Annotated in this window: 17 protein-coding genes; 3 read left to right on the top strand and 14 right to left on the bottom strand. The window is 67.2% G+C overall.

Going from position 1 to position 22,603, the window contains the following annotated elements:
• Positions 1-18: 18 nt before the first annotated feature.
• Positions 19-1,497: a DHA2 family efflux MFS transporter permease subunit gene (locus tag IT779_RS06140; RefSeq protein ID WP_196148177.1), complete on the top strand. Its 1,479-nt coding sequence runs from the start codon at positions 19-21 to the stop codon at positions 1,495-1,497.
• Positions 1,498-1,779: 282 nt separating this feature from the next.
• On the opposite strand, the gene IT779_RS06135 is transcribed toward IT779_RS06140, so the two are convergent.
• The 5 genes from IT779_RS06135 to IT779_RS06115 form a co-directional block, all read right to left on the bottom strand.
• Entirely contained in the window at positions 1,780-3,639 is a 1,860-nt protein-coding gene (locus IT779_RS06135; RefSeq protein ID WP_196148176.1) for a molybdopterin-dependent oxidoreductase, read from the bottom strand.
• Between the two features lie 108 nt (positions 3,640-3,747).
• Positions 3,748-5,538, bottom strand: coding sequence for an AMP-dependent synthetase/ligase (locus tag IT779_RS06130; protein ID WP_196148175.1), 1,791 nt, complete (start codon positions 5,536-5,538; stop codon positions 3,748-3,750).
• 129 nt (positions 5,539-5,667) lie between these two features.
• Positions 5,668-6,615 carry an alpha/beta hydrolase gene (locus IT779_RS06125; protein WP_196148174.1) on the bottom strand — a complete coding sequence of 316 codons (948 nt, stop codon included), beginning with the start codon at positions 6,613-6,615 and terminating at the stop codon, positions 5,668-5,670.
• Between the two features lie 3 nt (positions 6,616-6,618).
• On the bottom strand, positions 6,619-7,449 hold the full coding sequence (locus IT779_RS06120) for an SDR family NAD(P)-dependent oxidoreductase (RefSeq protein ID WP_196148173.1): 831 nt from the start codon (positions 7,447-7,449) through the stop codon (positions 6,619-6,621).
• Complete coding sequence (locus tag IT779_RS06115; RefSeq protein ID WP_196148172.1) at positions 7,446-8,978, bottom strand: flavin-containing monooxygenase; 1,533 nt, start codon at positions 8,976-8,978, stop codon at positions 7,446-7,448. The genes IT779_RS06120 and IT779_RS06115 overlap by 4 nt, the downstream gene beginning before the upstream one ends.
• A 92-nt stretch (positions 8,979-9,070) precedes the next feature.
• Here IT779_RS06115 and IT779_RS06110 point away from each other — a divergent pair, with 92 nt between their 5' ends.
• A complete protein-coding gene (locus tag IT779_RS06110) occupies positions 9,071-9,718 on the top strand; it encodes a TetR/AcrR family transcriptional regulator (RefSeq protein WP_196148171.1) in 648 nt (215 codons plus the stop codon).
• Between the two features lie 218 nt (positions 9,719-9,936).
• Here IT779_RS06110 and IT779_RS06105 read toward each other — a convergent pair whose 3' ends face one another.
• Positions 9,937-10,707, bottom strand: coding sequence for an ESX secretion-associated protein EspG (locus IT779_RS06105; protein WP_196148170.1), 771 nt, complete (start codon positions 10,705-10,707; stop codon positions 9,937-9,939).
• A 159-nt stretch (positions 10,708-10,866) separates the two neighbouring features.
• Between IT779_RS06105 and IT779_RS37485 the strand changes: the two genes are divergently transcribed.
• Positions 10,867-11,451, top strand: a complete 585-nt coding sequence (locus tag IT779_RS37485; RefSeq protein ID WP_232541473.1) for a hypothetical protein — start codon at positions 10,867-10,869, stop codon at positions 11,449-11,451.
• A 460-nt stretch (positions 11,452-11,911) separates the two neighbouring features.
• Here the strand turns inward: IT779_RS37485 and IT779_RS06095 are convergent, their stop codons facing one another.
• From IT779_RS06095 to IT779_RS06060, 8 genes are all read right to left on the bottom strand, one after another.
• Positions 11,912-12,352, bottom strand: a complete 441-nt coding sequence (locus IT779_RS06095) for a hypothetical protein (protein WP_232541472.1) — start codon at positions 12,350-12,352, stop codon at positions 11,912-11,914.
• A 78-nt stretch (positions 12,353-12,430) separates the two neighbouring features.
• Positions 12,431-12,985 carry a DUF3558 domain-containing protein gene (locus IT779_RS06090; RefSeq protein WP_196148168.1) on the bottom strand — a complete coding sequence of 185 codons (555 nt, stop codon included), beginning with the start codon at positions 12,983-12,985 and terminating at the stop codon, positions 12,431-12,433.
• A 206-nt stretch (positions 12,986-13,191) separates the two neighbouring features.
• The gene (locus IT779_RS38440) at positions 13,192-13,650 is read right to left on the bottom strand and encodes a DUF6228 family protein (RefSeq protein WP_198428206.1); all 459 of its coding nucleotides are present in this window, start codon (positions 13,648-13,650) and stop codon (positions 13,192-13,194) included.
• 313 nt (positions 13,651-13,963) lie between these two features.
• Positions 13,964-14,842 carry a helix-turn-helix domain-containing protein gene (locus IT779_RS06080; protein ID WP_196148167.1) on the bottom strand — a complete coding sequence of 293 codons (879 nt, stop codon included), beginning with the start codon at positions 14,840-14,842 and terminating at the stop codon, positions 13,964-13,966.
• Positions 14,843-15,042: 200 nt separating this feature from the next.
• Positions 15,043-15,972, bottom strand: coding sequence for an NAD-dependent epimerase/dehydratase family protein (locus IT779_RS06075; protein ID WP_196148166.1), 930 nt, complete (start codon positions 15,970-15,972; stop codon positions 15,043-15,045).
• Between the two features lie 166 nt (positions 15,973-16,138).
• A complete protein-coding gene (locus tag IT779_RS06070) occupies positions 16,139-16,723 on the bottom strand; it encodes a TerD family protein (protein ID WP_332838679.1) in 585 nt (194 codons plus the stop codon).
• Between the two features lie 63 nt (positions 16,724-16,786).
• Positions 16,787-18,565 carry an arginine--tRNA ligase gene (gene argS, locus IT779_RS06065; protein ID WP_332838678.1) on the bottom strand — a complete coding sequence of 593 codons (1,779 nt, stop codon included), beginning with the start codon at positions 18,563-18,565 and terminating at the stop codon, positions 16,787-16,789.
• Positions 18,566-18,658: 93 nt separating this feature from the next.
• Positions 18,659-22,516, bottom strand: a complete 3,858-nt coding sequence (locus IT779_RS06060; RefSeq protein WP_196148165.1) for a multifunctional oxoglutarate decarboxylase/oxoglutarate dehydrogenase thiamine pyrophosphate-binding subunit/dihydrolipoyllysine-residue succinyltransferase subunit — start codon at positions 22,514-22,516, stop codon at positions 18,659-18,661.
• Between the last annotated feature and the right edge of the window lie 87 nt (positions 22,517-22,603).

Genomic DNA, 22,603 nt, shown 5'->3' with positions numbered 1-22,603 from the left:
GAGTTAGGAACGAAATCCATGCCTACCCAACGTAATCCGTGGCTCGCGCTGGTCGCGCTCGTCGTCGGATTCTTCATGATCCTGTTGGATATGACCATCGTCGCCGTCGCGAATCCGGCGATCATGGAAGATCTGCAGTCCGATATCTCCAAGGTCATCTGGGTCACCAGCGCCTACCTGCTGACCTACGCGGTGCCGCTGCTTGTCACCGGCAGGCTCGGTGATCGCTTCGGCCCCAAGAACATCTACCTCGTCGGCTTGGCCGTCTTCACCGCGGCCTCGCTGTGGTGCGGCCTGTCCGGCAACGTCGAGACACTCATCGCGGCCCGCGCGGTGCAGGGTCTCGGCGCGGCGCTGATGACCCCGCAGACCATGGCGGTCATCACCCGCACCTTCCCGCCGGACAAGCGCGGTGCGGCCATGGGCCTGTGGGGCGGTGTCGCCGGCCTGGCGACGCTGGTCGGCCCGATCCTCGGCGGCGTCCTCGTCGACGGGCTCGGCTGGGAGTGGATCTTCTTCGTCAACATCCCGGTCGGCATCATCGCCTTCGCGCTCGCGATGTGGCTGGTGCCCAGCCTGCCGACTCACGAGCACAAATTCGACATCCCCGGCATCGTGCTCAGCGGAATCGGCCTTTTCCTGGTGGTTTTCGGGATCCAGGAGGGCAACAGCTACGACTGGTCGGCGGGTATCTGGCTGATGATCGCGGCCGGTGTGGTTGTGCTCGGCCTGTTCGTCTGGAATCAGCGCCGCAACACCGGGGAACCGCTGCTGCCGCTCGGACTGTTCGCCGACCGCAACTTCTCGCTGTCGAATATCGCCATCGCCGCGATGGGTGCGGCCATCACTTCGCTGATGGTGCCCATCTACTTCTATCTGCAAGCCGTGCGTGAGATGTCGCCGACCAAGTCCGCGCTGGTCCTCGCGCCGATGGCGATCGTCACCGGAATCTTCGCGCCGTTCGTCGGCAGGTTCGCCGACCGGCTGCATCCCCGCCTGGTGCCGACCGTCGGGTTCACCCTCTTCGCCGCGGTGGTCTTCTGTTTCGCCGGGGTGATGAGCCCGGATTCCTCGATCGTGTGGTTCCTGATCGCGGCCGCCATCGGCGGTTTCGCCAACGCCTGCATCTGGGCGCCGCTGGCGGCCACCGCCACCCACAACCTGCCGGTGCAGCTGGCGGGCGCGGGTGCCGGCATCTACAACACCACCCGCCAGATCGGTTCGGTGCTCGGCAGCGCGGCCATCAGCGCGCTGGTCGCCTCGCGGATGAGCGCGAACGGGCTCGGCGGCGGCAAGATCGCCGAAGGCGGTGCGGGACAGGGGGCGATCCCGGACTTCGTCAAGGACGCGTTCAGCTCCGCACTCGCCGAAGCCACCGTGCTGCCCGCCTCGATCCTGGTGATCGGCGTGATCGCGTCGGCGCTGTTCGTCCGACACTCGGCCTCGGGCGGCCGAGCGGCGAGCGACAAGGCCGAAGCCGACACCGTCGCGGCGTGACTCGGCCTTCGGAACTGCTGCGGCTCGACCCGCGCCGTCGGTACCGTCGCGGCGTGACCCGCCCTTTCGGATCTGCTGCGGCTCGACCCGCGCCGTCGGTGCCGTCGCGGCGTGACCCGGCCTTCGGAACTGCCCCGGCGTGACCCGCACCGTCGATACCGACGCGGCGTGACCCGCCCTTTCGGAACTGCTGCGGCTCGATCTGCGCCATCGGGGAGCGTCGCTCGCTGATCCGCACCATCCAGAACGCACCTCGCGGTACTTCCGCGGGGTGCGTTCGCGTCAGGTGACCCGCACCGAGATCACCGGATACCCGGTCGCGCCGTCGGGCAGCACACCGCTGTAATCGGCGGTCTGCACCGCGCCCGAACCGTCGACGGCGCGGGCACGGACGGTGTGCTGCCCGGAGGTGGCGTTCCAGTCGTAGACCCACTGCCGCCAGGTGTCGACGGACTGGTCGGCCGACAGTCGCGCGCGCTCCCACGGCCCGTTGTCGATCTGCACCTCCACCGCGCTGATCCCGCGGTGCTGCGCCCACGCCACCCCGGCCACCGCGACCTTGCCGCGCTCGACGCGGCCGCGACCGTTCGGCGTGTCGATCCTGGTCCCGGTCTTGATCGGCCCGTAGGCCGACCAGCCGCGCCGCGTCCAGTAGGCGGTGGCGCGATCGAACCTGGTCACCTCGAGTTCGGTCACCCATTTGGTCGCCGACACGTATCCGTAGAGGCCGGGCACCACGAGCCGGGCCGGATATCCGTGCGACACCGGCAGCGGTTCGCCGTTCATGCCGATGGCGAGCAGCGCGTCACGCCCGTCGGTGAGCACGGCCAGCGGCGTCCCGGCGGTCCAGCCGTCCTTGCTGGTTGACAGCACCATATCCGCGTCCGGGCGCGGACCCGCCTCGGCCAGCAGCTGGTCGATGCGGTAGCCGCGCCACAGCGCGTTGCCGATGAGTTCGCCGCCGATGGGATTGGACACGCACGCCAGGGTCACCAGCCGCTCCACCGCTTCCCGATTCGCGAGATCGTCCCAGCGCAAGACGATTTCGCGATCGACCATGCCGTGGATGCGCAGCGACCAGTCCTCGATGGAGACCTGCGGAACGATCAGCGCGGTATCGATCCGATAGAAATCCGCCGACGGCGTGAGATACGGCGTCAGCCCCGGAACCCGCAGATCGGCCTCCGGCGGCAGCGAAATCGGCGGCCCGCTCGGCACCGGCAGTTGCACCGCGGCCCGCTCCGCGGACACGTCGGCCCGCCGCGACCCGATCCACCGCCCGCCCGCACCGGTGAGCACCGCGAGCCCGCCGGTGATCGCCAGCCCGCGCAGCACTTTTCGGCGATCGGGGTCGGGGGTCGCGGTGCGGGTCGGGCTGTCATCGACATCGGATCCCCGACCGGATGTCGCGACCGGACTCCGCGTGCCGCCTTCGTCAGGTGCGTGCACGATGTCGGCGGATCCGGCTCCTCGCGCGGCCGAGTGCGGCCGGGGAACCGACGCCGATGCGGTCGAGTGCACTGGGCGCGATGTCGAAATCGGTAGTCGCGAGTTCGAATCCGGCTGTTCTGCGCCGGTCGAGGGCGTTGTCGAGGCAGGCGGTTCCGTGTCCGGTTTCGACGCCGCTGTCTCCACTCCGGCCACCGGCTCCTCGGCGTCGGGTGCGGAACCTGTCGAAGCGGGCGCGGTCTCGCGCTCGTCTCGACGGCGACGCGCGGCGAGCTCATCGATGCGCCCGGTCAGCACCCGCAGCGCGTAGATGCCGACGCCGACCCCGAGCACCGTCGGCAGCGCGCCCGCGACCCCGTTCCGCTGTGCGGCCAGAATCGCGGTGAGGATTCCGAAGGCCGCGAGCAGGGCCGAGCCCGCGGCGCGCGTCGTGCGTTCGAGCGCGCCGACGAATCCGGCGAAGACCACCGCGACCACGCCCATGCACAGATACAGCACCGTCTTGTCGGCGGTGCCGAAGGTCTGGATGGCCCATTCGCGCACGTCATCGGGGGTGTGGTCGACAACGGTCGACCCGAGCACCTGGATCGGGGCGGTGTCGGCGCCGACGATGACAGCCACCACCTCGGCCGCGCCGAGCGCGAGACCCGCCGAGACGATGCCCGCGCCGACCCGGAACCGCAGTTCAGACATGCATCGAGGGTACTGCCGCGAATGCCGTCGCAGCGGTGACGAATTTCTGACGGTCCCACGGCACGCGAAAGGCGCCGCGTATCCCGCGGCGCCTTCCGGACGAGGTGACTAGCTGTAGATCTTCTCCACCTCGGTGGCGTACTGCTTCATGACGATCGCGCGCTTGAGCGACATCTTCGGGGTCAGCTCGCCGGTCTCCTGGGTCCAGTCGACGGGCAGGATGCGGATTTTCTTGATGGCCTCGGCGTGCGAGACCTTCTTGTTGGTCTCCGCGATCGCGGCGTCGATCTCGGCGACCAGGTCCTTGTTCTCGATGAGCTGCTCGATCGGGGTGTCCTCGGCCACGCCGTTGCGTTCCTTCCAGCCCGGCAGCGCTTCGGGATCGAGGGTGATGAGCGCGCCGATGAACGGCTGCCCGTCACCGACCACCATGACCTGGCTGATCAGCGGATGCGCCCGCAGCGAGTCCTCGAGCAGCGCGGGGGAGACGTTCTTGCCGCCCGCGGTGACGATGATCTCCTTCTTGCGCCCGGTGATGGTGACGAAGCCGTCGGCGTCGATGGCGCCGAGGTCGCCGGTCTTGAACCAGCCGTCGGCGAACGCGTCGTCGGTGGCTTCGGCATTGCCCCAGTAGCCGCCGAAGATCACCGGGCCGCGCAGCAGCAGTTCGCCGTCGTCGGCGATCTTGGCCGCGTGCCCCTCGATGGGCCGCCCGACCGAACCGACCCGAAGGTGGTCGGGGGTGTTCACGGTGACGGCCGCGGTGGATTCGGTGAGTCCGTAGCCTTCGTAGATGGTGACGCCGACGCCGCGGAAGAAGTGGCCGAGGCGCGCGCCGAGCGGCCCGCCGCCGGACACCGCGGCCTCGCACTGTCCGCCGAGCGCCGCGCGCAGCTTGCTGTAGACGAGCTTGTCGAACAGGGCGTGCTTGAGGTTGAGGACCAGCCCCGGTCCGCCCTTGTCCTTCGCCTCGCTCCATTCGATGGCGGTGGCCGCGGCGGCGTCGAAGATCTTGCCCTTGCCGCCGTCGTGCGCTTTCTGCTTTGCGCCGTTGAACACCTTCTCGAACACGCGCGGCACCGCGAGGATGAAGTGCGGTTTGTATCCGCCGAACTGGTCGACCAGGGTGGTCCAGTCCGAGCTGAACGCGAGGATGACCTTGGCGTCGAAGGCGGCGAGTGTCACCGCGCGCGCGAACACGTGCGCCAGCGGCAGGAACATCAGCGTCTTCTTGCCTTCGTCGACGTAGGCGCCGAGGGCGATACGGTCGGACTTCGACTCCGCGTACAGGTTGGCGTGCGAGAGCATGACGCCCTTGGGGCGGCCGGTGGTGCCCGAGGTGTAGATGAGGGTGGCGGGCGAGGAGGCGACGACCTGCTTGCGCCGCTCGTGCACCACGCTGTCGTCGAGGGCGGCGCCGCGCTCGATCAGTGTCTCGACCGCGCCCTTGTCGATCTGCAGGATTTCGGCCAGATCCGGCAGCGCGCCCTGCTCGATCTCGTCGATGGTGGCGCGGTGCTTGTCGTTGTCGAGGACGAGCAGTTTGGTCGCCGAGTCCTGCAGGATCCATTTGGCCTGTTCGGCGGCGGAGCTGTCGTAGATGGCGACGGTGCAGCCGCCCGCCGCCCAGATGGCGAAGTCGAGGACGACCCATTCGTAGCGGGTGGGCGCCATGATGGCCACCCGGTCGCCGAGTTCGATGCCCGCGGCGATCAGACCTTTCGCCACTCCGGTGACGGTCTTCGCGAACTCGGCTGCCGTCACGTCTTTCCAGCCGCTGCCTTCCGCCAGGTTGAACAGCACCGTATTCGGCGTCTGTTCAGCGTGCCGGAAGACGTTGTCGGAATTGTTCGCGTCTTCCGGGATGGTGTAGGAAGCCGGAACTTCGAACTCGCGCATCACTGCCCTTCCACGTGGTGTACTCGCCAGTAATTTACGACACGTCGCGCCGCGTCGTTGTGTGACCACCGGAAAAATGTCCGAATCGCTGGTCCGGGGTACAGTGTGCCGGTGGATGTGGCCTATCTCTCATCCTAGATCTCGGATGGATACCGGCTGCACCGCCTCGCGCAGGAAGTCGGCCATCTCGCGCAGGGCTGCGGCGGCGGGACCGACCAACGACGCCTGCAACTGGGCCACATGCCACAGGCCCTTCGTCTCGCTGAACCGCACGTGCACGCCCGCCGCGCGCAGCGCCGCGACCAGCTCGACACCCTGCTCGTGCAGCAGTTCGTCCGCATCGGCCTGCACGTAGGTCGGCGGCAGCCCGTGCAGTGCGCCGCGCAGGGGTGCGTAGCCGGGATCGTCGCCGTCACCGCCGCCGAGGTAGGCGGCCGCGCAGGAGCGTGACCACGGCCCGCTGATGACCAGATCGCGCGGGCGGGTCGCCGGGATGTTCGGATCGACCCACGGCGCGATGAGACCGAGCGCGGCGGGCGTGTGGCCGTGCTCGGCGACCAGGCGCTGAGCGGCGGCGAGCGCCAGCCCGCCGCCCGCCGAGTCGCCCGCGATCGCGATGCGTTCGGGGCGGTAGCCGAATTCGCCGGTCAGGGCGAGGAACGCGCTCTCGGCGTCGTCGAGCGCGGCCGGGAACGGATGTTCGGGCGCGAGCCGGTAGTCGAGCACGTACACCGCGCAACCGACGTCGCGGGCCAGTCGCGCCGTCAGCGACCGGTGCGAGCGCGGCGAGCCGACCGTGAACCCGCCGCCGTGCAGATACAGCACCGCACCCGCCGCGCCGGTGGTGGACGGCGACCACACCGGCCGACCCTCGACCGCGGCGGTGACGCGCTCGGCCGGACGGCCCGCGAGCCGCAACCGGTGCACGATGGTGCCGCCGGGCGCCAACTGGACGCGCGAGGTCACATCCAAGAGCAGGCGCTGCGCCCGCCAGGACAGCCGATGGTTGAGAACGGTGCGGAAGACGGGTGCGAGCGCCGCTCGCACGACGGGGAGCGGAAGATCGATATCGCGCATGGTCTAGGAGAAGATCCGCCGGTTCGCCACTGTCGCCAGGCGCTGGTACCCGGAGGCGGTGATGCGCACGAACGCGTCGAGAAGCTTTGCCTCCCAACCGATCAGCACCCGGCCGTGCTTCTTGCGCACGCCCTCGGTTATGGTCTGCGCGGCCATCTCGGGGGTGTGGATGGCCAGTTTCTTGTCGAACATCTTCGCGGTCTTGGCGCCGTCGACATCGTCGGCGTAGGTGGCGTTGCGCGCCACGGCCGTCTTGATGCCGCCCGGATGCACGCAGGTGACCTCGACCGGATGCTTGCCGACCAGCATCTCCTGACGCAGCGCCTCGGTGAATCCGCGCACCGCGAACTTCGCCGCGTTGTAGGCGCTCTGGCCCGGCACCGCGATCAGGCCGAACAGGCTCGACACATTGACCACGTGACCCGCGCCGGATTCCATGAGTAGGGGTAGGAACGCCTTGGTGCCGTTGACGACTCCCCAGAAGTCGACATCCATGATGCGTTCGATGTCCTTGAACTCGGACTTCACCACGTCACCGTGGTAGGCGATGCCCGCGTTGTTGTAGATCTGGTGCACCACGCCGAAATGCGCCTTCACGGCGTCGGCGTAGAGCAGCACGGCCTCGCGCTCGGCCACGTTCAGCCGGTCCGACTTCACCTGCGCACCCAGCTGTTCGCAACGGCGCACCGTCTCCGCGAGCCCGTCGGTGTCGATGTCGGACAGCGCCAGTTTCGCGCCGCGCCGGGCGAGGTTCTCCGCCAGCGCCCGACCGATACCGGAGCCCGCGCCCGTGATCACACAGACCTTGCCCTCGAAGTAGGAGTTGTCACTCACCGTGCCGCCATCACTTTCCGCTCGCTTCGCGCCGTGGTCGTGTCGTAGGCCGCGACATCGAATTTCTTTGTCAACCTACGGAATTCGAAGGTGAAATCGGGCCAGAGCGTGGTGATGTCGCCGTGCTTGTCCACGTACCAGCTCGCGCAGCCGCCGGTATTCCACACACTTCTGGCCAGTTTCGCCTTCAGCTCCTTGTTGTAGGCATTCTGTGCATCCTTGCGCACCTCAACGGTACGCAGACCGAGTTCCCGAATCGTGGACAGGGCGTCGGCGATGTAGTTGATCTGTGATTCGATCATGAACACCATCGAGGTGTGCCCCAATCCGACATTCGGGCCGACCAGGAAGAACATATTGGGGAAATTGGCCACCGCCGAACCCTTGTAGCCCTGCTGGCCGTCCTCGTCGAAGACCTCGCTCAGCGTGCGGCCGTCGCGGCCGGTGATGGTTTCGTAGGTCGGTGAATCGGTGACGTGGAATCCGGTGGCGACGATCAGTACGTCGATCTCGCGTTCGGCGCCGTCCTTGGTGACGATCGAATTCGGGCGGATCTCGGCGATACCGTCGGTGATCACATCGACGTTCGGGCGGCTCAGCGCCGGATAGTAGTCGTTGGAGATCAGCATCCGCTTGCAGCCGATGCGGAAGTTCGGGGTGACCTTCTCGCGCAGCTCGGCATCGCGAATCTGATAGCGCAGCTTGGCTTTCGCGAGCAGTTCGAAGCCGCGCATGAGCGCGGGCGCCTTGGCGAGGCCGACCACCTGGGTTTCGCGGGCGGCGTAGATGGCGGCGCGCGCGGCGCGCTGGAAGCCGGGGATGTGACGGAAGGCGAGGCGTTCGGGCAGCGTGTACGGGCGGTCCATGCGCGGCAGCAGCCACGGCGCGGTGCGCTGGTACACGTCGAGGTGGGCGACCTTCGGCGCGATGGCGGGCACGATCTGGATGGCCGAGGCTCCGGTGCCGATCACCGCGACGCGCTTGCCGCTCAGGTCGGCGTCGTGGTTCCAGCGCGCCGAGTGGAAGATCTCGCCCTCGAAGTCGTTGATGCCCTTGATATCCGGCAGGGCGGGCTCGCACAGTCCGCCGACCGCGGAGACCAGCGTGTCGGCGGTGAAATCGCCCTCGCTCGAGGTGATCTCCCACCGCGCGGTCTCCTCGTCCCAGCTGGCCGAGGTGACATCGCAGTCGAACAGGTGCTTGTCGAGGACGCCGTAGCGTTCGGCGACGCCGCGGATGTAGCTCTGGATCTCGCCTTGGCGGGAGAACGAACGCGACCAGTTCGGGTTGAGCGCGAACGAGTACGAGTACAGGTGCGAAGGCACGTCGCAGGCCGCGCCCGGGTAGGTGTTGTCGCGCCAGGTGCCGCCGACATCGCCGCCGCGTTCGAGCACCAGGTAGTCGTCGCGGCCCTGCTGCTGGAGGCGGATGGCCAGACCGAGCCCGGCGAACCCGCTGCCGACGATGATCGTCGGGACGTGCCGGGGGGTTCGGTCTGCGACAGCTTTGTCTGTAACCTTGCGACTCATGTAACCGAGCGTACGGGCCTATTGAGTGTCAGTCAACAGCCTTATTGAGCGGCGGTCAACAGCTATTGAGTAACGTTCAGTAGTATGGCCCGGTGGCCAGAGGAACGGGAGAGACCAAACGCGTGCGGCTCAGTCCGGACGAACGTCGCCTGCAACTGATCACCCTCGGCGTCGAAATGCTCGGCGAGCGCTCCATCGAAGACATCTCCATCACCGAGATCGCCGAACAAGCGGGCATCTCGCGCGGCCTGCTTTTCCACTACTTCCCGACCAAACAGGACTTCCAGCACGCCGTCATCGGCCACGCCAACGCCGAACTGCTCGAACGCGTCATCCCCGACCGCACCCTCGGCCTGCTCGACATGCTGCGCGACTCCATCGGCCGCTACGTCGACTACGTCTGCGAGAACCGCACCTCATACCTGGCCCTGTTGCGCGGACCGACAAGCATCAGCCCCGACCTCGTCCCCCTGGTGGACGGCACCCGCGAAGCGATCATCGGCATCATCCTCGCCGAAGCCCCCGCCACCCTCGCCGCCGAACGCCGCCCCCGCCTGCTCCTCGGCATGCGCGGGTGGATCGCCTTCGTGGAGGAAAGCACCCTCACCTGGTTGCGCGAGGAACCCATATCCCGGGACGAACTCGTCGACCTGCTGGTCGACTCCCTGGTCGCCCTCGCCCGAACCTTCGACCCCGCTCTCGCCGACGCGTTGAGCGGTATCGAAGCGGGGATCGGCTGAGAGGCGATACCCGCCGAGGTGGTGCCGGCCGCGGGCGGTCGCCCGTGGCCGTTGGGCCTCGAGGGGAGGGCGGTGGCAGCTGTGGGCGATGGTCACCGTTGGCCGGTGGTCGTTCGGAGAGCCGCCGAAGGGTCGGGGTGGCCGGAAAGTCCTGGTCGGCCGTGGACGGGTGTTCGCCCGTGGCGGTGGGTGACGCGGTGGTCAGCTTTGGCCCGCATTCACCATTCGTCGCCCGGGTGCAGGCGTTGCCATGCCTTGTCGAACCAGTTCGTGAAGTGTGCGCCGAGGTCGGCGAAGGTCGTGGGGCGCACGGTGATGTGGGTGCCGCGCAGTTCGGTGTAGCGGCCGTCGTCGGTGATGTCGTGCCACTGCATCACCTCGCTCGGGGCGGACTGCGCGTGCGGGAGGCCGGTGAGCAGGACCGCGGTGCCGCCGCCGTCGGCGGGACGTGCCACCAGACGGCGGTACCGCTCGCGCGGGGTGTTGCGGGCGTTGTCCCGCAGGTAGCGGTCGCGGGGCGGATCCAGATCGTCGGGATGGAAGGTCTCGGGGGCCGCCTTCCCCGGTGCGCACGACGGGATCTCCGCCGCCACCCTGGTCGGCAGCTGCTCGGGGCGCAGGAGGCGGAGCCGGATCGGGCCGTGCTCGTGCTCGGTGCCGGACTGCATGAGCGTCACCGCGTGATAATCGGTGCGCGCGCCGATGATCCGGTACTCGCGCAAGTCGTCTCGCCCTGTACTGCGCTTGTGCCTGCACGTGCCGCCGAGAATCTCGACGCGGACCCGCGAGGTGCCCAAAGTGTGCGTAGCGAGCCGGATCTCGTCCAACTCCGCGGCCGAATACCGCGCCCGCACCGCCGTACGATGTGCGCGCGCCTCGTCGCGAGTGGTGAAACGGCTGGTGTAGCGCAACGGACTCGGGAACCGGTCGTGCGCATGGCCGTACCACAGCGCCGCGAAATCATCGGGCTCCCACAACCATTCGGCCACTAGTCCGGCTCGCCCCCGATGACCCCGCCCGCGATCGTCGGCGGGATCTCGCCCAGCAGCTCGTCGGTGTTCTCTTGCGTGATCAGATAATCCGGCACGCCGTGCGTCGAATCCTCGTCCTTCCCGCCGCCGCGCCCCGCAGCTCCCGGCGCTCCCGCCATGCCCGTGCCGCGTGCACCCGAACTCGTGCCCGCCGCTGTAGAGGTCGATGCCCCGGTGCCGCCGCCCGTGCCGATCAATCCCTGCACACTTCGCCCAGCACCCGGTGCGCCTCCGGAACCCGAACCGCCCGCGCCCGAACCACCCGATCCCGATCCCGATCTGCCCGAACCGGGCGTACGCGAACCCGACCCGCCGGAACCGCCCGAGCCCGGAACACCTGCCCCGCTGGGTGAGGTGGATGTGCCCGCGGAACTCGGGACGGTTTTCGTCGGATCCGAAGCGGACGAAGGAGTGGACGTGCTCGAGGTGTTCGAATTCGACGCCGCCGCCTGCGTATTCGACTCGCCCGATGCGCTCGGCGCCGTTTCCGCCTGCTCCGGACTCTGCGCCCCCTGGGCTGCACTCCCGCTCGGCGCATTCGACCCGGACGATCCGGAAGAACCGCCCGCCGCCCCGCCGCCACCGGCCGACGCGCCGGGATTCTCGACCTTCGGAACCGGGATATCCACCGACTGTGTCGGTCCCACCGGCACATGCAGCACCGGAATCTTGGAATCCAGATCCCCGAACGGCTTCACATAATGCTGTGTCATCGCCGTCCGAGCCTCCTCGGTCTTCGCCGACTGATCCCGCTGCATATCCCACCGGTGCGGTGGCCACGCCCAAGAAGTCCACGTCACGACGACCGGGTCCGGCAGCGCGCTCTTGGTATTCACAATGGCCAGCGCGGCATCACGAACACGAAAGGACAATTCCTCGAGCCCCGACGTCAGCGGCCGCGCATCGTTGTCGACATACTTCTGAATAGCGGCCTTCGAAGCTTCCGCCGCCGAACCCGACCAAGCCTGCGCTATCGAATTCTGTATCGACCGAACGAACGTCTCCACACCTTGTTCCCAGATGGTGGACATGTCGAAGTACTTCTCCGACTGGTTCACAGCATCAGCGGTATCGAGCGGCAAGAACGCGTCATTGATCTTCGGGTGCTCCCAGCTCTGCGGATGCTCACCGTTCCCCTGAATCGTCGGCTTCTCGTACCCTGTCATCGCGTCGTCCCTTGTGAAGGAAAGATGGGGCCGCACCGCTGAATATCGACCGGCGGGCGTTCGGGAAGATCAGTGTTCAATCGCGTGAACTCCGCGGCGAACGCGCTGTCGGCTTGCATCATTCGGTCGCGGACCATGCGATGGACTGCCTGGATGTCTTCGATGATGCTGTAGTGCTGCTCCATGATCGCGAAGACGTCGTTACCGTCTGGTGCGTCTCTGGCCTTGACCTTGAAGCGGCCGACCAGCGCGCGTCCGGAGACCATGTCGTCGTTCGCTTCTCCGAGCCCCCAGTGGTCTTGCTGCGAGACCTCTGTCGCGATCTGCTGGATCCTTCTGATAGCGCGTTTGAAGAACTCGCAGTCGCGGTCGAGGTAGACGAAATCCTCGGGCGTAAGCTTGATCGAGAGTTGGCCGTTGTTCGCGGCATCGAGCATATTCGCCATAGGACGTCGCGGTGCTGATTGATCATCGCCCACTTCTGGTCTCCCTCCCTGGTAGCCGCCCCTCGGATGTCAAGCGTTTGCCGGTATCGACGGCACAACCTTCTCGGCGAGTTCACGGACGAGATCACATGAGTCTCGGCTGCCGGTCAGCCGATTGCTCGGCGAGTTGGTCAATAGGAATTCGAGGCTACCGCCCTGCATTTTCACATCCAAGTTGCACGCCAGCTCAGATTGGCGTTCGGATTGGCGTGACGTGACGGCTTGACGCCCCCCGATGATGTACTCGTTGGTTTCGGGGAAGTGTTTGGCCTTCACCATTTCGATCGTGATGTTCGTCGTTCTGATGCTGACCGCGTAGCCGTCGGTCTTTGCCCACAGGCATCCACGCCACTTGATTCCACCCGACGCATTGGAGTCGTCTTTCGTCTTGTCGAGCAACTTCTCCGAGGCCAGCACACTTTGTGGGATGTCAGTACAGGGGTCGAATCCGCTGGGCACATCGGGGGCCACGCTGGGTTTGGCGGGCGTCGAGGTTGCGACGGTGTCGGACGACGTATCGCATCCGGCGAGCACGAGCACCGCGCCGATCACGAGCAGAACCGGACGCCACGAAGACGATGTCATCGCTTCCTCTCGAACACCGGTGTCGGCTACGCGGAGCGGACCGGCATCTCCACCCCCTGGTCGATCCTACGAACGCTACCGGTGGGCAGTACGCGGGTGCAACCCGTTCCTGCCGCCGGTGCCGGTGTCGTACAGCGTGAACGACTGACCGGGCGCACTTCCCGTCCGGCTGGACCTGTGCGTTGCGCGAGGCGGTCAGGCGTAGCTCAGGAGGCAGCGGATAGAAAGGTGCGCATGTCGGTGGCGAGGGTTCGGATCGACTCGCCCGCGGCGTGCAGAGTCGTTGTCTCGAACAGCCATTCCCGAGCTAGCAGAGAGCCGTGCAGGTACCGTCGCGCCAGGCCCCATCGGAGGTGGACATAGCCGTGATGTTCGGCCGAGAGCATGAATTCGCGGTCGATGGAGTGCCAGGTGCGCGCTCCGTGCCAGCCGTGGAAGTCTTCGGCGAGAGCGTCAAGGAAATCGGCGAGTCCATCACCTCCCAGGGTGCGCACCCCGAGTTCGACGTGGGCGAACGGATGGACCGCCCGAACCTCGAAGTCGATGGCGTATGTGTCGAACATCCTCGGTGCGCGCAGTTCGATCCGAACATCCGTTGGTTGTGGGGAATCGGTGTCCGAGCGGATCGTGAGCACGAGTTCGCCGAATTCGTCGGTGTCGATCACACTCGGAGAGGCTATACGGGTCCGATCCGGTGATTCGATCGAATGTGCCCACTGCACTCGGTGTTCAGCGATTCCCCCGTACGATTCCGCTCGACGGCCGCCACGAAATCCGGATGTGCGGAGACGATCAGCTGGTCGGCTGTTCCGTTCATCCAGACATCGGACGCGGTCGGTGGTGGAGGATGGTGGCCTCCCGCCCGGAGCCGATGCTCACGGGCAGGATTGCGCACGTCGGTCATCCTGCCGGCGGGAGACGCGATCGCTGGTCCGCTTCGGATGGTCGCAGACCGTCGGTCACCGGCCGAAGCCGCGGTTACGGTGCGTATTCCGCGGCGATGCGCCGGATGAGTGTTCGGCTGCGGGCCTTGTCGAGGGCGGACCGTTCGATGTCGGTGTACGCACGCCGGTATCGGTGTACCTCGTCGGCCTTCTCGAGGTAGAGGTTGCCGGTGAAACCGCGGACGAAGACCACGGGAGGATCGGTCAGGTGGGGGGTCGGTCGGGGTGGGAACTCGAGGAGGATGAAGGCGCCTACTCGGAGTCCGGTGTGGGCTGCGGCCGTCAGGGGGATTATGCGTATCGAGATGTTCTCTCGTTCGGCGCATTTCGCGAGGTGGGTGAGTTGGCGTGCCATGACGGCGGGGCCGCCGACGGGGCGGCGTAGTGCGGACTCGTCGATTGTGGCGTCGACGGTGAGGGTGCGGCGCGCGTCCAGTAGTGCTCGTTGCTGATCGAAGAGTTCGATGTGTCGTTCGACTTCGGCGCCGGGCATGCGGGGCTGATCGGCCCAGATGAGTGCGCGCCGGTATTCGTCGGTCTGGAAAAGACCTGGTAGTAGCGTCGTTTGGAAGGAGACGACTCGTGTCGCGGTCGATTCGAGCCCGAGGTAGAGGGTGCACTGGTCCGCGGTGCGGGCGTCGAGAGCGTGCCACCACCCGGTGTTGCCGGTTTCGGCGGCCAGCCCGAGCATGTGGGATGTCGTCTGTTCGGAGGCCCCGTATATCGTGCACAGTTTCTCGACGAATGCCGGATTCATGCGGATCGGTTGGCCGGTTTCCATCCGCCACAGGGTCTGTTTCCCGACTCCGATGGTTTCGCGCGCGAAATCCATGGTGATGCCGCAGTTCTCGCGGAGCGCGCGGAGTTGGCGGCCGAGCATGCGGCGGGGGAGGGATGAACCGGTCGGGGACACGTCGAGTCCTTTCGGGAGCGAACTGTGGGTCGGCAAACAGGAACCGCGATGGCGGGGTTCCTCGGATTCCGGCCGTGGCGCCGCCGATTCCGCGTTCGAACCCATTCCCCGCCGCTGAATCCCGGTGCTCGACGTAACGCGCCCCGGTCCATGACATAGAAGTACTGAAACCTTAACCACTCCAAGTGGTTCAGGTGATGTCAATCGGTGGAATCCATGCGCCGTTCTGGAAATCGCGCGGTCCACGCTTCGCGCAGAATCGCATCGATGCCGGAGGAGCTGCTTGCGGTCCAACCGAGTTCGCGGGCGGCGCGGGCGCTGTCTCCGATGAGGCGCTGGGATTCCGCGGCGGCGTCGCGGTGTTCGACCGGGATCGGCAGGCCGGTGACTCGGGAGGTGGCCGCGACGAGGTCGTTGATGCTCACGCCGATTCCGCGAGAGATGTTGTAGCGGAGATAGATTCCGGGGTCGACCCGGAGGGCTGCGGGGAATGCGTCGGCGGCGTCGCGGATGTGGAGGTAGTCGCGGACGGTGGAGCCGTCGCCGTTGATGGGGAGCCGGGGAAGCTCGCCCGCGGCCACGGCGAGCAGACGGGGGAGGATTCCGGTGTCGTCGGTCGGGGCGCCGCCGACGATGTTGAACAGGCGGAGGATCGTGGCGGACAGTTCGCCGGTCGCGGCTTGGGCGGTGATGGCGGCTTCGGCCGCGTGTTTACTCGCGGCGTAGGGGTGCGGCGGCGCGTCGGGGGTTTCCTCGGTGACGGGGCCGTGATCGGGGGTGCCGTAGATGGAGCCGGTTGAGGCGAAGACGAGACGGCGGACCTCGGCCGAGGCCATCGCACGCAACAGGTTCAAGGTGCCAACGGTGTTCGCTTCGAAGTAGCGCAGTGGCTCGGCGTGGGAATCGCGGGCGCGGGTCAGGCCCGCCAGGTGGCAGACGGCGTCGATGTCGGTGAGGGCTTCGGTGAGGGCGACGCGGTCGAGGATGTCGGCGACGCGCAGCGGGAGGTGCGCGGGAATGTTGTTCCGGCCGCGGCGGACCAGGCCGATCACGTCGTGATCGGCCGCGAGCAGAGCCGAACAGACCGCGCTGCCGAGATATCCGTTCGCTCCGGTGACCAGTACCCGCACGCGAAATCCCTTCTGCCGAATCCGATCCTCGGAAAGACACGGTGATCGCCGCCGGTACGCCGTGACCGATGACACCCGAGCGCCGATGATCGCACCTCCGCGCGCGGCGACGGCCCGCTTCGGCGCAGGTTGTCCGATGCGGTATGCCGTGGTGTTGCCGCCCGGTTCAGAGGTAGGGGGCGAGCGCGCCGATCGCCTCGACCGGGTGTTGCGCCTCGATGGGTGTCCCGATCACCTCGTACGCCCAGTTCTGTTGCGCCCTGGTGAGTTTCCCGGCGATGAAACCGGTGCTGCCGTCGTGGGCGAGGGTTTTGCGGGAGAGTTCGCTGCCGGTGGTGCTGTCGACCACGCGGCAGAACGCATTGCCGATCCGGTCGAAGGACTGGCCGGAATAGGAGGTGACCAGGAACAGGATGGTGGTGACGCCGGGCGCCACGCGGGTCAGGTCGACGCTGATGATTTCGTCGTCGCCGTCGCCCTCGCCGGTGAGATTGTCGCCGAGCAGCCGCACCGAACCGTCCTTGGACAGCAACTGCTCGTGGAAGACGACGTCGACGAGTGCGGTCCGGTCGAACAGCAGCGCGGCGGCGTTCAGGTCGATATCGCGTTTGTCGCCGAACAGTTTCCGTTTCACCGGATCCCAGCCGAGGCCGAATGCCACCAGCGCCGGATCCTTTCCCGCCGTGCGATCCTCGGCCACCGAAACCATCTCCTCGAACTGGGCCCGCGCGGCGCAGTCGCCGCGCTTCACCGACCACACTAGGCGACCGTCCCGAGATGCGGCCCGCTCGAACGGAATCGATCACCCGCCGGATCAGAGACGTTCGGGCGCGGCGATGCCGAGGAGGTTCAGTCCGCGCGCGAGGGTGTCGCCGGTCAACCTGCACAGCGCGAGGCGGTTGGCGCGCAACGCCGGATCGGGCGCCTTGAGCACGGGGCAGTTCTCGTAGAACTCGGTGTAGGTGCGGGCCAGGGTGAACAGGTATCCGGCCAGCCGGTGCGGTTCGTAGGTGCGGGCGGTCTCGCCGAGTACGTGCGCGAAATCGTCGAGCAGCAGCACCAGCGCGCGTTCGGTGCGGTACAGGGGCACGGTGGGATCGACCGGGGTGCGCAGGTCGGCGGGTGCGGCATTGCGCAGGATCGAGCGGATGCGGGCGTGCGCGTACTGCAGGTAGACCCCGGTGTCGCCTTTCAGCGCGACCATGCGGTCGACGTCGAAGACGTAATCCTTGACCCGCGCGCCGGACAGGTCGGCGTATTTCACGGCACCGATGCCCGCCGCCTCGGCCACCGCTTCGAGTGTGGCGGCGTCGAGTTCGGAATCCTTGTCGGCGACCACCGAGCGCGCCCGCTCGACAGCGGAGTCGAGCAGGTCCGTGAGCGGCACCGTGGCGCCCGAGCGGGTCTTGAACGGTGTGCCGTCGGGTCCGAGGACGGTGCCGAACGGAATGTGGACGGCCTCGACCGTGTCGTCCAGCCAGCCCGCCCGGCGCGCGGTGGCGAACACCATCTCGAAATGCCTGGCCTGGCGCGCGTCGACCACGTAGAGGATCGCGGTGGCGCGCAGGTTACGTATCCGGTGCCTGATGGTCGCGAGATCGGTTGCGGCGTAACCGTATCCGCCGTCGGCTTTGCGCACTATCAGCGGCGTCGGGGCGCCGTCGGGTCCGGTGACATCCGGGTCGAATACGCACAGCGCGCCCTCGCTGCGCACCAGGATCCCGGCGTCGGTGAGTTCGGCCACCACCGCCTCGAGCTGATCGTTGTAGGTGGACTCGCCCGCGCAGTCGGCGGGGTCGAGGAGTACGCCGAGCCGGTCGTAGAGGCTCTGGAACGCGCGCTGCGACTCCGCGACCAGGTCCGACCAGACCCGCAGCGTGTCCGGGTCGCCCGCTTGCAGCGCCACCACCCGCGCCCGCGCCCGATCGGCGAACGCGGAGTCGGCGTCGAAGGCGGCGCGCGCCCGCCGGTACACCGCGTCCAGCGCGCCGATCGTGGCGTCGGGATCGTCGGCGAATTCGCCGTGATGCCAACGCTGCCGCGGGTGTTCATCGATGTACTGGATGAGCATCCCGAACTGGGTTCCCCAGTCGCCGAGGTGATTCTGGCGGATCACGTCCGCGCCGAGGAAGGACAGCACCCGCGCGAGCGCGTCACCGATGACCGTCGTGCGCAGGTGGCCGACGTGCATCTGCTTGGCGATATTCGGCGAGGAATAGTCGACCACGATGCGCGCGCTCGCCAGCGGCATCCCGATGCCGAGCCGATCGTCGCCGAGCCTGCCCGCGATATGGCGCCAGATCACCTCGTCGGGCACCGTGATGTTCACGAAACCGGGACCCGACACCGAACTCGACGCGATCACCGGCTCGTTCGCCGCCGCCAGCCGATCGGCGATGAGCGCGCCGATCTCACGCGCGGGCCGCCCGATCGTCTTGGCCACCGACAGCGCGACATTCGCCTGGTAATCCGCGTGGTCGGAACGTCGGATCAGCGGATCGCGGTCGCGGACCTGTGGCGGCAGGGCCGTGCTCATGGCCTCGGCGACCACGTCGGCCACCGCGTCGGTCAGCGAACGCACCGTCTTCCGCACTGTCGAAAACCCCTCTCCTAGAACAAAGTGTGCCTTGAAACGGGACGAGCCCGCATCGGTGGATGCGGGCTCGCTTCGGCGTCGGTGTCGCGATCAGGTCGTGGGCCGGAACGCTTCCTCGATGATCTCGGCCTGCTCCACCGCGTGCACCTTCGACGAGCCCGAGGACGGGGCCGACATGGCGCGTCGCGAGATTCGGCGCAGCGGACCGAGTTCCGCGGGCAGGTACTCCGGCAGGTTCAAGCCGAAGAAGGGCCACGCGCCCTGGTTGGCCGGTTCCTCCTGGACCCAGAAGATCTCCGCGGCGTTCGGGTAGCCCGCCAGCGCCTCGTTGAGACGGCGGATCGGCAGCGGGTACAGCTGCTCGACACGCACGATGGCGACATCCTCGCGCTTCTGCTTCGCCTTCTCCGCGGCCAGCTCGTAGTACAGCTTGCCGCTGGTCATCAGGATGCGCTTGACCTTGGTGCGGTCGCCGACACCCTGCTCGTAGGCGGGCTCGTCGAAGACCGAGCGGAACTTGGACTCGGTGAAGTCCTTCAGATCCGACACCACGGCCTTGTTGCGCAGCATCGACTTCGGCGTGAAGACGATCAGCGGGCGGCGGATGCCGTCGAGCGCGTGGCGGCGCAGCAGGTGGAAGTAGTTCGCCGGGGTGGACGGCACCGCGACCGTCATCGAACCCTCCGCGCACAGCTGCAGGAAGCGTTCGATACGACCCGAGGTGTGGTCGGGCCCCTGGCCCTCGTGACCGTGCGGCAGCAGCAGCACCACGTCGGAGAGCTGCCCCCACTTGGCCTCACCGGAGGAGATGAACTCGTCGATGATGGACTGCGCGCCGTTGACGAAGTCGCCGAACTGCGCCTCCCACAGCACCAGCGCGGCCGGATTGCCCAGCGAATAGCCGTATTCGAAGCCGACGGCGGCGTATTCGCTCAGCGCCGAGTCGTGCACGGCGAACCAGCCGGGGTTGGCGCTGCCGATATTGTGCAGCGGCGTGTACTCCTCGGCGGTCTTGCGGTCGATGATGACCGAGTGCCGCTGGGTGAAGGTGCCGCGCCGGGAGTCCTGGCCGGTCAGGCGCACCGCGGTGCCCTCGTCGATCAGGGTGCCGAAGGCGAGCAACTCGGCGAAGGCCCAGTCGACCTTGCCCTCGTAGGCCATTTCACGGCGCTTCTCCAGCACCGGCTTGACGCGCGGGTGCACGTTGAAACCGTCGGGCACGTTGAGGAAGGCGTCGCCGATGCGCTGCAGCAGCGCCTTGTCGACGGCCGTCTGCACGGTGGTCGGGACCTGCTGGTCGTCCTCGACCGATTCCGACGGCTCAGGGGTGTACTTCTCCAGCTCGCGGACCTCGTTGAAGACCCGTTCCAACTGGCCCTGGTAGTCGCGCAGCGCGTCCTCGGCCTCTTTGAGCGAGATGTCGCCGCGGCCGATCAGGCTCTCGGTGTAGGCCTTGCGGACCGAACGCTTGGTGTCGATGACGTCGTACATGTACGGCTGGGTCATCGAGGGGTCGTCGCCCTCGTTGTGACCGCGACGCCGGTAGCAGATCATGTCGATCACGACGTCCTTGCGGAACTTCTGGCGGAAGTCCACCGCCAGACGCGCCACCCAGTCGCAGGCCTCGGGATCGTCGCCGTTCACGTGGAAGATCGGCGCGCCGATGAACTTCGCGATATCGGTGGAGTACTCGGTGGAACGGCTGTTCTCCGGGGCCGTGGTGAAACCGATCTGGTTGTTGACCACGATGTGGATGGTGCCGCCGACCCGGTAGCCGCGCAGACCCGACAGGTTCAGCGTCTCGGCGACCACGCCCTGACCCGCGAACGCGGCGTCGCCGTGCAGCATCAAGGGCATCACCGAGAAGCCCTCGGGGCCGTCGCCCTTGTCGAGCAGGTCCTGCTTGGCGCGTACCAGCCCCTCGAGCACCGGGTCGACCGCCTCCAGGTGCGACGGGTTGGCCGTCAGCGAGACCTCGATCTCGTTGTCGCCGAACATCTGCAGGTAGGTGCCCTGCGCGCCCAGGTGGTACTTCACGTCGCCGGAGCCGTGGGTGGCCGCCGGATTCATATTGCCCTCGAACTCGGTGAAGATCTTCGAGTAGGGCTTGCCGACGATATTGGCCAGCACGTTCAACCGGCCGCGGTGCGGCATGCCGATGACGACCTCGTCGAGGGCGTATTCGGCGCACTGGTCGATGACGGCGTCCATCATCGGGATGACGGCCTCGGCGCCCTCCAACGAGAAACGCTTCTGCCCGACGTACTTGGTCTGCAGGAAGGTCTCGAACGCCTCGGCGGCATTGAGCTTGTTCAGGATGTACTTCTGCTGCGCGACAGTCGGTTTCGCGTGCTTCTGCTCGGTCCGTTCCTGCATCCACTCCAACTGCTCGGTCTCCAGGATGTGGGTGTACTCCACACCGACGTGGCGGCAGTAGGCGTCGCGCAGGATCGACAGCACATCGCGCAGCTTCATGCGCTCCTGGCCGTGGAAACCACCGACATTGAACTCGCGGTCCAGATCCCACAGGGTCAGCCCGTGCTGGGTGACATCGAGATCGGGATGGCTGCGGAACTTGTCCTTGACCAGCCGCAGCGGATCGGTGTCGGCCATCAGGTGACCGCGGTTGCGGTAGGCCGCGATCATCTCGAGCACGCGGGCGCTCTTGTCGACGCCGCGCTCGCGAACGTCCTTGCGCCAGCGGATCGGCTCGTACGGCACGCCGAGACCGTGGAAGATCTCGTCGAAGAACTCGTCGGAGATCAGCAGGTTGTGGATGGTGCGCAGGAAGTCGCCGGATTCCGCGCCCTGGATGATGCGGTGGTCGTAGGTGGAGGTGAGCGTCATCAACTTGCCGACGCCGAGGTCGGCGATGCGCTCGTCGGCCATGCCCTGGAACTCGGCCGGGTACTCCATGGCGCCCGCGCCGATGATCGCGCCCTGGCCGTTCATCAGGCGCGGCACCGAATGCACGGTGCCGATGGTGCCCGGATTGGTGAGCGAGATGGTGACGCCGGTGAAGTCCTCGGCGGTGAGCTTGCCGTCGCGTGCGCGCCGCACGATGTCCTCGTAGGCGGTGTGGAACTGACCGAAGGTCATGTCCTCGGTGCCCTTGATGGCGGCGACGACCAGCGAGCGGTTGCCATCCTTGCCAGGCAGGTCGATCGCGAGGCCGAGGTTGGTGTGCGCGGGGGTGACCGCGTTGGGCTTGCCGTCGACCTCGGCGAAGTGCCGGTTCATGTTCGGGAACTTCTTCACCGCCGACACGATCGCGTAGCCGAGCAGGTGGGTGAAGGAGATCTTGCCGCCGCGGGTGCGGGCCAGATGGTTGTTGATGACCAGGCGGTTGTCGATCATCAGCTTCGCCGGGATGGCGCGCACGCTCGTCGCGGTCGGGATGGCCAGCGAGGCCGACATGTTCTTCGCGACCGCCGCGGCCGCGCCGCGTAGCACCTTCGACTCGTCGGAGGTGTCGGCGGGCTTGGGGCCGCCGGAGGTGGGCGCCGCATTCGAGGTGGGCGCCGGGGTGGTCTGCGGGGTGCGGGCGGTGGCCTTCGCCGGTGCGGCGGGTTTGCTCGGCGCGGAAGTCTGGGCGGCCGCGGGCTTGGGGGTCACGGGCTCGGGCGTTGCCGGCTTGGGTGTCGCGGGCTTGGCGGCGGTGGGCGCGGGCTTCGCGGTCTGAGCCGAGTTGTTCGGCTGCGCGGGCTTGACAGCCGGTGTGGAGTTGGAGTTCGTAGTCGGCGCGGTGGCGGACTCGACGGCGGTGGCGGCCTGCGTGGGCCGACCGTTGTCGCCGGTCGCCTCAGGTGTGTAGTCGGCCAGGAACTCGTGCCAGCTCGCGTCGACCGAAGATGGATCCTGCTTGTACTTCTGATACATCTCGTCGACCAGCCACTGGTTCTGTCCGAACTGGGAAGTTGTGCTGCTCACAGCAGGTGTTCGCCTCATTTCGTTCTTCGCGCTGCGACGTTTGTGACGTGCCCGGCACGGGGATCAGCGGATGCGCGCCGATGCGCCCTAATCGAGGATAGGCCC

The sequence above is a fragment of the Nocardia bovistercoris genome (genome assembly GCF_015674855.1).
Classification (GTDB): Bacteria; Actinomycetota; Actinomycetes; order Mycobacteriales; family Mycobacteriaceae; genus Nocardia; species Nocardia bovistercoris.
The sequence above is the reverse complement of the archived record's forward strand: the minus strand, read 5'-3'. Positions and strand labels throughout refer to the sequence as shown.